Below are 12,380 nucleotides of genomic sequence, written 5' to 3' on the forward strand. Positions count from 1 at the left end.
CTATGGGGTATGTGCATTGGCGCAAGGGTCAAAGCAAGGGTGAACCCGCTCTATTGAGCGCGGTCTCTCAATGCGGCGAGGTCGTGGACGATCACGTGCAGGCGGCCGGTCTGGATCCAGCCCTCCTCACGCAGCGTGCGCAACGCCTTCGTGACCGCCTCCCGGGACGACCCGGTCCAGCCGGCGAGCTCGTCCTGCGACAGCGGCAGGCTGATGCGCAGCCCGTCGGCGGTCCGCTCGCCGAAGCGCTCGGCGAGCTCCACGAGGCGGGCCGCGACCCGGCCGGTGGTGTCGTAGGCGCCGAACTCGATCCGCTTGCGGTCCGCGTCGCGCAGCCGGCCGATCAGCTCCCGCATCAGCAGCATCGACACGCGGGCGTGGCTCAGCAGGTACCGCTCGAACTCCGGCGTCGGCACCGCGAGCGCGGTCACCGGCTCCAGCGCGGTCACGGTCGCCGACATCGGGCCGCCGTCGACGGCGGAGAACTCCCCGAGCAGCGCGCCGGGCCCGCGCACGGCGAGGACCACCTCGGTGCCGGACGCGGTGTCGGAGGAGACCTTCACCCGCCCGGTCCGCAGCACGATCACCGACTCCGACGGGCTCGCCTCGCGGTAGATGACCGCGCCGCGCTTCCACTGCCGGCGGTGCCCGGCCGAGGAGAGCGCGGCCTGCTCGTCGGCGTTCAGCCGGTCGAAGAACTCGGTCACGGGTTCAGAGTCTCCACCACATATGCCCGGACTGTCTGTCGGCGTCCTTTCACTTCCAGCTCGCCGAGCGGGGTCGCGACCGCGCCGCGCAGCGCGTCGAAGGTCGCCCCGCCGACGACGACCTGACCGGGCTCGGCGACCGTCTGCAGCCGGGCCGCGACGTTGACGGCGTCGCCCATCGCGTTGAAGCCGCGCAGCAGCTCGCTGCCGATGTTGCCGACTAGCGCCGGGCCGGTGTTCGCGCCGACCCGGAACTTCGGCCAGGTGGGGTGCCCGGCGGCGATCCCGCGCACGGCGTCCTGCATCTGCAGCGCGGCGCGCACCGCCCGCGTCTCGTGGTCGTCCTGCCGGGCGGGGGCGTTGAACAGCGCCAGCAGCGCGTCGCCGACGAACTGCACGATCGTGCCGCCGTTGTCGAGGATGCAGGGCACCGCGACGCCGTGGTACCGGTTGAGCATCTCGACGATCTCGCCCGGCTCGACGGCCTCGGAGAACGTGGTGAAGCCGCGCAGGTCGGCGAAGAGGGCGGTCACGTCGACCAGCTGGCCGCCGAGCGCGGCCTGGTCAGGGTCGGCGAGCAGGGCCGCCGCGACGTCCGGCGACATGTACTGGCGGAAGAGCGTGGACAGCTCGCCGTACAGCCGGGCGTTCTCCAGGCCGATCGACAGCTGGTTGGCCAGGGTCGCGCGCAGCTCGGGCCGGCCGGTGGCGGGGATCCGCACCCCGCCGGCGACCTTGCCCTTCACCGTCAGCGGCAGCACGTCCGCGCCGGTCACGGCGGGCACCCCGGCGGAGACCAGGCCGACCTCGACGTCGCCGAACGACGGCCGCACCGCGGCCACCGCCGAGCGCAGGAACTCCTGCTCGCCGGCGCCGACGCGGGCCTGCTCGCCGACGGTGACCAGGGCACCGAGCCGGCCGGACAGGTCCCGTTCGGCGAGCAGCGCGGCGGCGGCCCGGTCCAGGACCTCCGCCTGCTTCTCGGTCAGGCCGAAGCGCTCCGCCATCCGCGCCGCCAGCCGCTGCGGGCGGCCGCCCGCCTCCGACTCCTGCAGCGCGGTGACCAGCTCCTCCAGGGCCTCCTCGTACTGCGCGCGGATCCGGCGGGTGGTCTCGGCGACCGCGATGCCGTCGAAGAGGCCGGCCGCGCTGCCCTCGCGGCGGTACTGCACGTACGCGGAGTAGCCGACGAACAGGAACGCCGCGGTGAGGATCAGGTGCCACTCCCACCACGACAGCCGCCACTTGTCCGCCAGGGTCACCGCCAGCATCGCCTCGGCGAGCAGCGCGAACGCGGTCACCACGGAGATCAGCACCGCGCCGGGCGCGCGCCGGTACAGCAGGTAGAAGCGCACCGCGGCGACCAGGTACAGCGCGACCGCGGCGTAGGAGGCGACGACCATCGGCCCCTCGACGTCACGGACCTGGGTCTGCCGGTCCAGCGGCGGCAGGTCCAGCACCGACACCACGATCCAGGCGAACAGCACCAGCGCCAGCACCGGCCGCAGGGCGACCTGCCAGCGGGTGATGCCGGCCGGCAGCCGCAGCGACGACAGCAGCGCGAGCACCGCCCCGATGATCAGACCGACCGCCATCGCCATGTCGAATCCGGCGTTGGGGTGCGCGATGAGGACCTTCGGCGTGGCGAGCGCGTGCGCGAACAGGAATCCGGCGCCGGAAAGGAACACCAGCGAGACGAGAAACAGCCGCCCGTCCTGCCGCCGGTGCGCGGCGACGCTCATCGCCGCACCGATCGCGATGTTGACCGCGGCGACGGTGAGCACCAGCCAGAAATGGGTGTCGTGATGCTGCCAGATCAGGTCCGCCCCGGGCCTGGTCAGCAGCAGCCACAGCCCGGCCAGGGGCAATGCGAGGTGGGTCGCCCACACGAGGACACGAGGCATCGAACGCACCATTCTCGAAAGCTGGTCACTTTGGCGACATTGCAGCAGTTGCGTTGTGCGTCTTTGGACGCAGACACCGTACGCCAACCTCGGTCTCATATTCACGAAGCACCTGACGGGTGCGATCAACTGTGGGAGTTACCGATGAAGTTCAAGGCACCGCTCGTCACGCTCGGCGCCGGACTTGTTGTCGCCGGCGTCCTGTACACGCTCAACGTCGACCTCAGCAACGACGTCGCGAAGAACCGAGCCGCGGCGAACCAGGCGGCGAGCACCGCCGCGCCGGCCGCGGCGAGCACGCAACCGGCGGCGGATCCCCCGCCGAGCACCGCCCCGGCGTCCAGCGCGCCGGCCGGCGACGGCAGCGGCAACGCCGCCCAGCAGGGCACGGTCACCTACGCCGGCGCGGTCGACGGCGGCGCGGCGTCGCTGGCCATCGTCGTGAACAACGGCAAGGCGATCGCCTACGTCTGCGACGGCAAGAAGGCCGAGGCGTGGCTCAACGGCACCATGGCCAACGGGCAGATCGACCTCACCGGCGCCAAGGGCAGCCTGAAGGGCACCTACGGCGGCGGCCAGGTCAAGGGCACCGTCACGGCCGGCACGAAGTCGTGGGGCTTCACCGTCAAGGTCGCCGCGGCGCCCTCGGGCCTGTACCGCTCGGCCGCCTCGCTGCGCGACAAGCTCGACGCCAGCTGGGTCGTGCTTCCCGACGGCCGGCAGGTCGGCGTCCAGACGAAGAACGGCGAGACCAGCGAGGCGCCGCCGTTCGACGTGAACAGCAGGACCGCCACGGTCGACGGGACCAAGGTCCCGATCGAGGCGGGCAACCCCAACGCCAGCTCCGGTTACTGAGAGGAGAGCCGTCACCATGTCCCCGGAAGAGACCCAGGCCGCTCCGGTCATCCAGCCCACCAGCCCGAAGACGGCCGCGACGCTCATCGCGCCGGTGCTGGTCGCCTGCTTCGTCGCCGGCGCCCTCGGCGTCTACGGCAAGCTGCACGAGCCGACCAACCTGGCGGTGAACGTCGCCGGCTTCTCCAGCCCGCAGACGGTCAAGGTGTGGCTGGCCACCCTGGCCTTCACGCTCGCCGTCGTGCAGCTGTTCACCGCGCTCGTCATGTACGGCAAGATCCCGCTGCGCAACGCGTCGTGGCTCGGCGGGGTGCACCGCTGGTCGGGCCGGCTGGCGTTCATCGCGTCGATCCCGGTCGCCCTGCACTGCCTGTACGCGCTGGGCTTCGCCGACTTCGACACCCGCACGCTCATGCACTCGCTGTTCGGCTGCTTCTTCTACGGCGTCTTCGCCGCGAAGATGCTGCTGCTGGCGAAGAAGGGCGTGCCGAACTGGGCGCTGCCGCTGTTCGGCGGCCTCGTCTTCACCGCGCTGTCCGGCCTGTTCGTCACCTCCGCGCTGTGGTTCTTCACCACATTCGGCGTCAAGATCTGAAAGGGCATCGAAGCACCATGAGCAACACGACTCGACGGACCCTGCTGACCGGCGCCGGCGCGGCCGGTCTCGCCGCGGCCCTCGCGGGCTGCGCGGCCTACGGCGACACCGGCACCGACACCGCCGCTCCCGCCCCGGCGGGCGGTGACACCGGCGGCGGCGCGACCGGCGCCACGGGTGCGACCGGCGCCGGCGGCGCGCCGGCCGGCGGTGGCGGCGGCTTCGCGAAGACCTCCGACATCCCCGTCGGCGGGGGCAAGATCTTCGAGGACCAGAAGATCGTGGTGACCCAGCCGACCGCCGGCCAGTTCAAGTGCTTCACCGCCGTGTGCACGCACGCCGGCTGCGTCGTGGGAGACGTCTCCGGCGGCACCATCAACTGCCCCTGCCACGGCAGCAAGTTCAAGGTCGCGGACGGTTCGGTGGCGAACGGTCCGGCCAGCAAGGCGCTCAAGGCCGTCGCCATCAAGGTCGACGGTGACGCCATCTCGAAGGCCTAGCTCCCACAGGGTCGCGTGCCCGGGATCCCCCGCGGATCCCGGGCACCCGGCTGTTCGCGGATCCGGGTAACCCGATCGGGCGGGGAGTGCGTTACAGCGGCGACGGAGTCCGCCGAGCACGACTTCGCGGCCTTCTACCGGGCCCGGACCCCGGCGCTGCCGCGGCGGCCGTGGTCGTGGCGCTGACCGGCGGCGCGGCGCTGGTGCGGCTACGGGCCGACGACGTCCGGCCGCCGCTGCCCGGGACGTCCCTGCCGGCGACCACGGGCGCGGTAGCGACGGCGCGCCCGGGCGGCACCCCGTCAGCGTCTACCGGGCCTGATCGTCCAGGAAGTCGCGCAGGGCCGCGGTGAACGGGGCGCCGCCGGACCACAGGACCAGGGTCGGGCAGGTGGGCGGCGGCAGCGGCACGGCGTCGACGACGACCAGGCGGGTGACCTTCGTCGGGTGCTCCAGCGCCAGCCGCGCGGCGACGTGGCCGCCGAGGTCGCGGCCGACCACGGCGAACGTGTCGTGGCCCAGCGAGTGCATCAGGGCCAGGTTGTCCAGGACCATCTCGTGCACGAGCGCGGGCCACGGCCCGCCGGTGTCGCGCCCCGAGCCGCCGTAGCCGCGCAGGTCGGGGCGCACGACGGTGTGCTCGGCGGCGAGGAGCGCGGCGAGGTCGTCCCAGGCGTCCAGGGTGCCGGCGTGCCCGTGCAGGAGCAGCACCGGCGGGCCGGCGCCCTCGCGGCGGACGCGCAGCGTCACGTCCCACAGGTCGACCCGCTCCTCGGACACGTCCACTGCTTACCCGACCCGCCGCGCTGCCGCCGCACGTACCCCCGGCACGGGTGAACGCACTTTTGTCTATATTGAAGAAAGTCTGTTGCTTGCGGACGAAAGGCGCTACTGTCTGGCGCACATCGATGTCCTCCAGTCGGCGGGAGGCCATCACGCAGCCCGCTCACAGGAGGTCTGGTGCAACCACCCCACCGCCGACGATGGACCGTCGGCACATCGGCCCTGGCCCTGATCGTGTCGAGCTTCATGAGCGTCGCGACCTTCGCGACCATCGAGGCCGGCGACCCCACCCCCGCCGCCGCGGCACCCCCGCCCGCCAGCGACTTCGAGAAGGTGAAGCTCGACGGCGGGCTCACCATGGGCGAGCCGATCGAGCTGGCCGTCCTGCCCGACGGCAAGGTCATGTACATCAACCGCGGCACCACCGCCGGCGGGGGTCAGGTCCGCCTGTACAACCCCGCGACGCAGTCCACGACGGTGGCGCTGACGCTGCAGCTCGACGCGCGCTTCGAGGACGGCCTGATCGGCATCACGCTGCATCCGCAGTTCGCCACCAACCGCTGGGTCTTCATCTTCTACTCCCCCAAGGTGACGCCCCTGGTCAACCGGATCTCCCGGTTCACGTTCAACCCCGCCACGAACATCCTCGACCCCGCCAGCGAGGACATGATCATCGAGTGGCCCACCGAGCGGAACCTGTGCTGCCACTCGGCCGGTTCGATGACCTGGGACAGCAACAACAACCTGTACTTCGCGGTCGGCGACAACACCAACTCCGGCGGCGACTCCGCCGGCATGGCGCCGATCGACGAGCGGACCAGCCGGGATCCGCAGTACGACGCGCAGCGCACCTCGGGCAACACCAACGACCTGCGCGGGAAGATCAACCGGATCCACCCGGAGAGCAACGGCACCTACACGATCCCGGCCGGGAACCTGTTCGCGCAGACCGCGCAGACCCGCGGCGAGATCTACGTGATGGGCACCCGCAACCCGTACCGGATCTGGGTCGACACGAAGGCGAACAACACCCTGTACTGGGGCGAGGTCGGCCCCGACGCGGGCGCCACGATCGCCAACCGGGGACCGGCGGCGTTCGACGAGTTCAACCGGGCGACCGGGCCGGGCAACTACGGCTGGCCGTACTGCGGCGGGCCGAACGTGGCCTACAACGACTGGGACTTCGCGGCCAACGCGCCCCGCGGCTGGTTCCCCTGCGGGGGCAGCACCGGGCCGGTCAACGACTCGCCCCGCAACACGGGCCTGCAGCAGCTGCCGCCGACCAAGCCGGCGCTGGTCTGGGAGCAGCACGGCGGCAGCGTGCAGTGGCCGCAGCTGGACAGCCCCGGCGGCTGCGGGTCGCCGAACCACACCGAGGTCTACCACTACGACCCGAACCTCAACTCGGCGGTGAAGTGGCCGCAGTACTACGACAACAAGTGGATCATCTCCGAGTACTGCCGCAACTGGGTCAAGGCGGTCAACTTCGACAACGGCAACCCGGCCACCGGCAACCCGGTCGCGGGCCAGATCGAGCCGGTCAACGCGGGTGCGCCGTTCGTGCACCCGATCGACTGGCAGTTCGGCCCCGACGGCTCGATGTACATGCTCGAGTACGGCAGCGGCTACTTCTCCGGCGCCGCCGACGCCGGCCTGTACAAGATCAATTACGTGCAGGGCGGGCGGTCGCCGGTCGCGAAGGCCACCGTCAACCGGGACAACGGCCTCGCGCCGCTCGCGGTCACCTTCTCCAGCGCCGGCTCGATCGACCCCGACGGCGACACCATCACCTACGCCTGGGACTTCGACAACAACGGCACAACCGACTCGACGGCGGCGAACCCGTCGTACACGTACACGACGAACGGGGCCAAGCAGGCCCGGCTCACCGTGCGCGACCCGGCCGGGCACACCGGCACGACGCTGGTGCCGATCACCGTCGGCAACAACCGCCCGACCGTCACGCTGTCCGGGGTGCCGGCCGGCGGCATGTTCGACTGGAACGACAGCTTCACCGTCACCGCGTCGGCGACCGACCCGCAGGACGGCCCGATCGACTGCTCGAAGATCGTGATCGCGGTCGCCCTCGGCCACCAGGAGCACGCCCACGACGAGGGCGCCGGCACCGGCTGCTCGGCCACCTTCAACACCGGGCCGGTGCACGCCGGCCCCGACTCGGTGCTGTTCTTCGTCGTGCGCGCCACCTACACCGACAACGGCGCGGCCGGCTCGGCGCCGCTGACCGGGACGCACGAGATCACCCTGTGGCCGAAGTACTGGCAGGCCGAGCACTTCGTGTCGCTGGCCGGCCCGCAGGTGATCACGGCGGCCACCGCCGACGGCGGCAAGCGGCTGGGCGACATCCAGTCCGGCGAGAGCGTCCGGCACCACGCGGTCTCGCTGAAGAACATCACCGGCGTCAAGGCCCGGGTCTCCTCCGGCGGTGGCGGCGGCACGGTCTCCTTCCGCTACGACTCGCCGACCGGCACCGAGGTCGCCCGTCTCACCGTGCCGAACACCGGCGGGTGGGACACCTACACCGAGGTCAGCGGCCCGGTGACGAAACCCGACGACGGCACGCACGACCTGTACATCGTGTTCACCGGCGGCAGCGGGGCGATCCTGGACCTGGACAGCTACACGTTCACCGGCCCCGGCATCGGTACCCCCGGCGCGCGGACCGGCCCGCTGACGGCGCTGGGCAAGTGCGCCGACATCAACGCGAGCCAGACCGCCGACGGCACCAAGGTGCAGATCTACGACTGCAACGGCACCGGCGCGCAGCAGTGGACGGTCAACGCCAACGGCACGATCACCGGCCTGGCCGGCAAGTGCCTCGACGTGAAGTCCAGCGGGACGGTCAACGGCACGCTGGTGCAGCTGTACACGTGCAACGGCACCGGCGCCCAGCAGTGGGTGATCGGCGCGAACAACGCGATCCGCAACCCCCAGGCGAACAAGTGCCTGGACATCCCCGGATCGAACACCACCAACGGCATCCAGTTGCAGATCTACGACTGCAACGGCACCGGTGCCCAGACCTGGACGCACCCGTAGGCGGACCGCTAGTCGCTCAGCGGGAGGGTGACGCGGAACGCGGCACCCTCCCCCGGCGCGGTGCGCAGGGTCACCTTGCCGCCGTGCGCCGTGACCAGGGCGCTGACGATCGACAGGCCCAGGCCGGATCCGCCGAGCGCGCGGGTCCGGCTCGGGTCGGTGCGGTAGAAGCGTTCGAAGACCCGCTCGGCGTCCTCCGCGGTCATGCCCGGCCCGTTGTCGGCGACCTCGAGCACCGCGTCGCGGCCCTCGGTGCCGACGAAGACGGTGATCTCGGTGCCGGCCGGGGTGTGCGTGAGCGCGTTGGTGATCAGGTTCTGCAGCACCTGGCGGAGCCGGGTCTCGTCGCCCTGGACGATGGCCGGCTCGACGTCGTCGTCGTCGCCGCCCTGGGTGCGCAGCCGCAACTTGTGCTCGTGCGCGGTGACCCGGGCGTCGATGAGCGCGTCGGTGGCCAGCGCCAGCAGGTCGACCGGCTTCTTCTCCAGCGGCCGCTGCTGGTCCATCCGGGCGAGCAGCAGCAGGTCGTCGACGAGCAGCCCCATCCGGGTGGCGTGGTGCTCGATCCGCCCGACGTTCTCGTCGGCGCGCCCGGACTGCCGCTGCAGCTCGGCGAAGCCGCGGATCGACGTCAGCGGGGTGCGCAGCTCGTGGCTGGCGTCGGCGACGAACCGCCGCATCCGCTCCTCCGACGCGAGCGCCGCCTCCTCGGAGGCCCGGCGTTCCTCGAACGCCGTCTCGATCTGCCCCAGCATCGTGTTCAGGGCGGTGGACAGGCCGCCGACCTCGGTGCGCGGGTCCGCCTCCGGTACGCGCCGGGTCAGGTCCCCGGCCGCGATCGCCTCCGCGGTCTGCTCGACCTCGACGAGCGGCCGCAGGCTGGACCGGACCAGCAGGTACGCGACGACCGCGAGCAGCACCAGCACCCCGGCGCCGACCCCGACGGTCACCCAGAGCTGCCGGCTGACGGTCTCGTCGACCTCGTCCAGGCTCAGGCCGACCACCACCCACTGGCGGCCGGTGATCGGGTTGGGCTGCTGCGACACGATGATGCGCCAGTCGTGGCCCACGCCGCCCTTCGCCGGGACGGTCAGCAGATAGTCGTTGCCGGGGGTGAGCTCGGCGCCCTGGACCAGACCGGCGACGGTGGTGGCCGGCAGGTCGGGCGCGCCCTGGCTGTCGTCGCCGGCGCTGGGCAGGAACGTCCGCTGCACGAGCGGGTCGTCCGCGTTCAGCGCGCACGCCACCCAGTAGGCGCTGCGCTGGGCCGGGCCGTACGGGTCCTGTCCCTGCCGCGTCTGGCAGACGTCACGCTTGCCGTGGATGCTGTTGCGCAGCTGGTCCTCGACGCGCTGGTTGGCGAAGGAGCGGGTGCTGTAGAGACTGACGCCGCCGGTGACCACGAGGGCCGCGGTCAGCAGCACGAGCATCAGGGCGACCAGCTTGACCCGCAGGGGCCAGGCGCTCATGTCCGGGGCAGCCGCAGCGAGTAGCCGACCCCGCGCAGCGTCTGCAGCAGGCGCGGCTCGGCGGTGTCGATCTTCTTGCGCAGGTAGGACACGTAGGACTCGACGACGCCGGCGTCGCCGCCGAAGTCGTACTGCCACACGTGGTCGAGGATCTGGGCCTTGGACAGGACCCGGCCCGGGTTGGTCATGAAGTACCGCAGCAGCTTGAACTCCGTCGGGGACAGCTGCACCTCCCGGCCCGCCTTGAACACCTCGTGGGTGTCCTCGTCGAGCTCGATGTCGGCGAAGGTCAGCCGCGACGACGGGGCCGCGGCGCCGCCGGCGGGGCCGGCGACCCGGCGCAGCACCGCCTGGATGCGGGCGAGGATCTCCGAGAGGCTGAACGGCTTGGTGACGTAGTCGTCGCCGCCGAGCGTGAGGCCCTTGATCTTGTCCTCGGTCGCGTCGCGGGCGGTGAGGAACAGCACCGGCACGCGGGCGCCCTCGCCGCGCAGCTTGCGCAGCACCTCGAAGCCGTCCAGCTCGGGCATCATGACGTCGAGCAGGATCATGTCCGGCCGGAAGCGGCGGGCCTCCTCCATCGCCTGGCGGCCGCTGGTGGCGCTGGCGACGTCGTAGCCGTGGTACTTCAGGCTCGCGGAGAGCAGCTCGACGATGTCCGGCTCGTCGTCGACCACCAGCAGCCGCGTCATGATTCGCTCCAGTTCGCTCAGCGATCCCCTGTCACCGTTGAGACTGCCGCCGGATGCTGGCCGTCGGATGCGGTTTCCCTGAAAACCAGCTGTGAACGCGCTGCACCCGTGCCGAGGACCAGCGCCAGCAGCACCGGAAACTCCAGGTACGCGTGGTATGAGGCGAATGCGCTGTACAACGCCCGGCCGGAGGCGTAGTCGACGGCGAACAGCACCGCGAGGGCCAGTCCGAGGCCGGCGCCGAGCGCCCAGGCCCGGGGGCCGCGCAGCCACGGCACCCGGCGTTCGAACGCGCGGGCCGCGTCCGGGGCGTACCGGGGCAGGAACCAGACCCAGACGAAGTAGTGCATGGTCTGCAGGAACGCGAACACCACCAGGAACCGGGCACCGACGGCCGGATCCGACCCGGGCGGCGCGCTGAGCGCCACGATCCTCGCGGGCTCGCCGGCGAACGCGGCCACCGTCGACGGGGAGACGGCGGACACGTCGAAGGCCCCGGCAAGGACGGCGGCGGGCACCACCAGCACCCAGCCGACCTGGGTGGCCCGGAACCACCGGCGGGTCGCCGCCGGCAGCGTGGCGGCCCACTCCCAGAGAAAGCACAGCGGCACCACGTTGTGCAGGTGGGCGAGGACCACGAAGTGGTACCCGGGCCAGGCCAGCGACACCGCCGCCGCCACCGCGAGGATCGCGCCGGCGCCGGCCAGCGGCCACCCACGCAGCGCGTGCGCGCAGCCGGCGGCCAGGACGGCATAGCCGACCAGGATCTCGGCGTCGCGGGCCGGCTGCCCGACGAACATCGCCGCGATCCGGCACAGCACGATGGCGCTGATCAGCCCGAACAGCACGGCGAGGAACCGGCCGTCGAGCACCGGGGCGAAGCGGCCGGTGACGTAGCGCAGCTCCAGCACGTTGTGCAGGACCCCGAAGGCGATGAGGCCCAGCACGGTCGTGGCCAGGGGCGCGCCGAGAGCGACGGCGAGCGCGGCCGCGGCGGCGGCCAGGAACGGCAGCGTTACCTTCATGGGGTGATCCCGGCGCTGCTGCTGACCCTCGCCGTGGAGGTGCCGCTGTACGTGCTGGCGCTGACCGCGCTGCGGCTGGCGACCTGGCGGCGGGCGGTGCCGCTGGGTGTGGTCGTGAACCTGCTGACGCACCCGGTGCTGTGGTGGGCGCTGGCGCCGCGACCGTCGCCCGCGGCCCTCTGGACCGCGGAGGCGGTGGTCGTGCTGGCGGAGGCGGCGATGCTCTGGCTCGCCTGCCGCCGCGATCCCGCCGTGCTGCTGGTGACGAGTCTGGGGGCGAATGCCGCGTCGGTGTTCATCGGGCTGGTGCGCTGAGGCCGCGGCTAGGACCGCGACCGGCGCATGAGCCAGACGACGAGCAGGATGAGGGCGGTGACCACGACGATGCCACCGATCACGGCGACGACGACCGCCGACGACGACGACGGTTCCGGGTCCGGCGCGAGGTCCGCGAGCACGATCTCCATGTCGCGCAGTGTGCACCGCCGCGCCGGAACCCGGTAGCGGCCGTTACTGCTGAATCTCGTCGGCCGGTGGGATGTCGCTCGGCGGCGGCGCCTCGGCGGGGCGCCACCACTGCCACAGCAGGAACAGCAGGCCGAGCGCGAGCATGCCGAGCCCGATCCACAGGTTGATGCGGACCCCGGCCGCCTTGTCGATCTCCTCCTGGGAGTCGAACACGCCGAGGATGGTGACGATCACGCCGTACACGGTGAACAGGCCACCGATGACCCGGCGCACGTCGAACAGGCGGGCCGCCCTGACGGTCTCCGCTCTCGTCTGGTCAGACATC

13 protein-coding genes are annotated in these 12,380 nt (G+C 71.8%); 5 read left to right on the plus strand and 8 right to left on the minus strand.

The window, feature by feature from the left end; genetic code table 11:
* Positions 1-50: 50 nt before the first annotated feature.
* Positions 51-707: a Crp/Fnr family transcriptional regulator gene (locus OP18_RS20260; protein WP_033360548.1), complete on the minus strand. Its 657-nt coding sequence runs from the start codon at positions 705-707 to the stop codon at positions 51-53.
* On the minus strand, positions 704-2,611 hold the full coding sequence (locus OP18_RS62340; RefSeq protein ID WP_313900939.1) for an adenylate/guanylate cyclase domain-containing protein: 1,908 nt from the start codon (positions 2,609-2,611) through the stop codon (positions 704-706). The genes OP18_RS20260 and OP18_RS62340 overlap by 4 nt, the downstream gene beginning before the upstream one ends.
* A gap of 144 nt (positions 2,612-2,755) precedes the next feature.
* On the opposite strand from OP18_RS62340, the gene OP18_RS20270 reads away from it, so the two are divergent.
* The 3 genes from OP18_RS20270 to OP18_RS20280 are packed head-to-tail and all read left to right on the plus strand — an operon-like array spanning position 2,756 to position 4,561.
* Positions 2,756-3,466 carry a hypothetical protein gene (locus OP18_RS20270; RefSeq protein ID WP_033360549.1) on the plus strand — a complete coding sequence of 237 codons (711 nt, stop codon included), beginning with the start codon at positions 2,756-2,758 and terminating at the stop codon, positions 3,464-3,466.
* A 16-nt stretch (positions 3,467-3,482) separates the two neighbouring features.
* Positions 3,483-4,061 (plus strand): DUF6529 family protein, encoded by a 579-nt coding sequence (locus tag OP18_RS20275; protein WP_033360550.1) that lies wholly within the window; start codon positions 3,483-3,485, stop codon positions 4,059-4,061.
* A 17-nt stretch (positions 4,062-4,078) separates the two neighbouring features.
* A complete protein-coding gene (locus tag OP18_RS20280) occupies positions 4,079-4,561 on the plus strand; it encodes a Rieske (2Fe-2S) protein (protein WP_033360551.1) in 483 nt (160 codons plus the stop codon).
* A gap of 309 nt (positions 4,562-4,870) precedes the next feature.
* On the opposite strand, the gene OP18_RS20285 is transcribed toward OP18_RS20280, so the two are convergent.
* Positions 4,871-5,341 (minus strand): alpha/beta fold hydrolase, encoded by a 471-nt coding sequence (locus OP18_RS20285; protein WP_162189811.1) that lies wholly within the window; start codon positions 5,339-5,341, stop codon positions 4,871-4,873.
* A 180-nt stretch (positions 5,342-5,521) separates the two neighbouring features.
* Here OP18_RS20285 and OP18_RS20290 point away from each other — a divergent pair, with 180 nt between their 5' ends.
* Positions 5,522-8,401 carry a carbohydrate-binding protein gene (locus OP18_RS20290; RefSeq protein WP_156089650.1) on the plus strand — a complete coding sequence of 960 codons (2,880 nt, stop codon included), beginning with the start codon at positions 5,522-5,524 and terminating at the stop codon, positions 8,399-8,401.
* A gap of 8 nt (positions 8,402-8,409) precedes the next feature.
* On the opposite strand, the gene OP18_RS20295 is transcribed toward OP18_RS20290, so the two are convergent.
* From OP18_RS20295 to OP18_RS20305, 3 genes are read right to left on the minus strand one after another with little or no spacing between them, the layout of a single operon-like run.
* Positions 8,410-9,870, minus strand: coding sequence for a sensor histidine kinase (locus tag OP18_RS20295; RefSeq protein ID WP_033360552.1), 1,461 nt, complete (start codon positions 9,868-9,870; stop codon positions 8,410-8,412).
* Positions 9,867-10,562, minus strand: a complete 696-nt coding sequence (locus OP18_RS20300) for a response regulator transcription factor (RefSeq protein ID WP_033360553.1) — start codon at positions 10,560-10,562, stop codon at positions 9,867-9,869. Before OP18_RS20300 ends, OP18_RS20295 begins: the two co-directional genes overlap by 4 nt.
* A 17-nt stretch (positions 10,563-10,579) precedes the next feature.
* Positions 10,580-11,587, minus strand: a complete 1,008-nt coding sequence (locus tag OP18_RS20305; protein ID WP_063745549.1) for a hypothetical protein — start codon at positions 11,585-11,587, stop codon at positions 10,580-10,582.
* A 3-nt stretch (positions 11,588-11,590) separates the two neighbouring features.
* Here OP18_RS20305 and OP18_RS20310 point away from each other — a divergent pair, with 3 nt between their 5' ends.
* Positions 11,591-11,902 (plus strand): hypothetical protein, encoded by a 312-nt coding sequence (locus OP18_RS20310; RefSeq protein WP_033360554.1) that lies wholly within the window; start codon positions 11,591-11,593, stop codon positions 11,900-11,902.
* Between the two features lie 8 nt (positions 11,903-11,910).
* Here the strand turns inward: OP18_RS20310 and OP18_RS57340 are convergent, their stop codons facing one another.
* Positions 11,911-12,054, minus strand: a complete 144-nt coding sequence (locus tag OP18_RS57340; RefSeq protein WP_156089651.1) for a hypothetical protein — start codon at positions 12,052-12,054, stop codon at positions 11,911-11,913.
* A 43-nt stretch (positions 12,055-12,097) separates the two neighbouring features.
* The gene (locus OP18_RS20315; RefSeq protein WP_052387025.1) at positions 12,098-12,379 is read right to left on the minus strand and encodes a hypothetical protein; all 282 of its coding nucleotides are present in this window, start codon (positions 12,377-12,379) and stop codon (positions 12,098-12,100) included.
* Between the last annotated feature and the right edge of the window lies 1 nt (position 12,380).

This window comes from Dactylosporangium aurantiacum, from assembly GCF_000716715.1.
In the GTDB taxonomy this organism is placed as follows: domain Bacteria; phylum Actinomycetota; class Actinomycetes; order Mycobacteriales; family Micromonosporaceae; genus Dactylosporangium; species Dactylosporangium aurantiacum.

What these genes read in the sequence shown, in the direction of transcription:
- OP18_RS62340 (WP_313900939.1), bottom strand. Translation starts at nt 2,611, where the DNA reads ATGCCTCGTGTCCTCGTGTGGGCGACCCACCTCGCATTGCCCCTGGCC.
- OP18_RS20270 (WP_033360549.1), top strand. Translation starts at nt 2,756, where the DNA reads ATGAAGTTCAAGGCACCGCTCGTCACGCTCGGCGCCGGACTTGTTGTC.
- OP18_RS20275 (WP_033360550.1), top strand. Translation starts at nt 3,483, where the DNA reads ATGTCCCCGGAAGAGACCCAGGCCGCTCCGGTCATCCAGCCCACCAGC.
- OP18_RS20280 (WP_033360551.1), top strand. Translation starts at nt 4,079, where the DNA reads ATGAGCAACACGACTCGACGGACCCTGCTGACCGGCGCCGGCGCGGCC.
- OP18_RS20295 (WP_033360552.1), bottom strand. Translation starts at nt 9,870, where the DNA reads ATGAGCGCCTGGCCCCTGCGGGTCAAGCTGGTCGCCCTGATGCTCGTG.
- OP18_RS20300 (WP_033360553.1), bottom strand. Translation starts at nt 10,562, where the DNA reads ATGACGCGGCTGCTGGTGGTCGACGACGAGCCGGACATCGTCGAGCTG.
- OP18_RS20305 (WP_063745549.1), bottom strand. Translation starts at nt 11,587, where the DNA reads ATGAAGGTAACGCTGCCGTTCCTGGCCGCCGCCGCGGCCGCGCTCGCC.
- OP18_RS57340 (WP_156089651.1), bottom strand. Translation starts at nt 12,054, where the DNA reads ATGGAGATCGTGCTCGCGGACCTCGCGCCGGACCCGGAACCGTCGTCG.
- OP18_RS20315 (WP_052387025.1), bottom strand. Translation starts at nt 12,379, where the DNA reads ATGTCTGACCAGACGAGAGCGGAGACCGTCAGGGCGGCCCGCCTGTTC.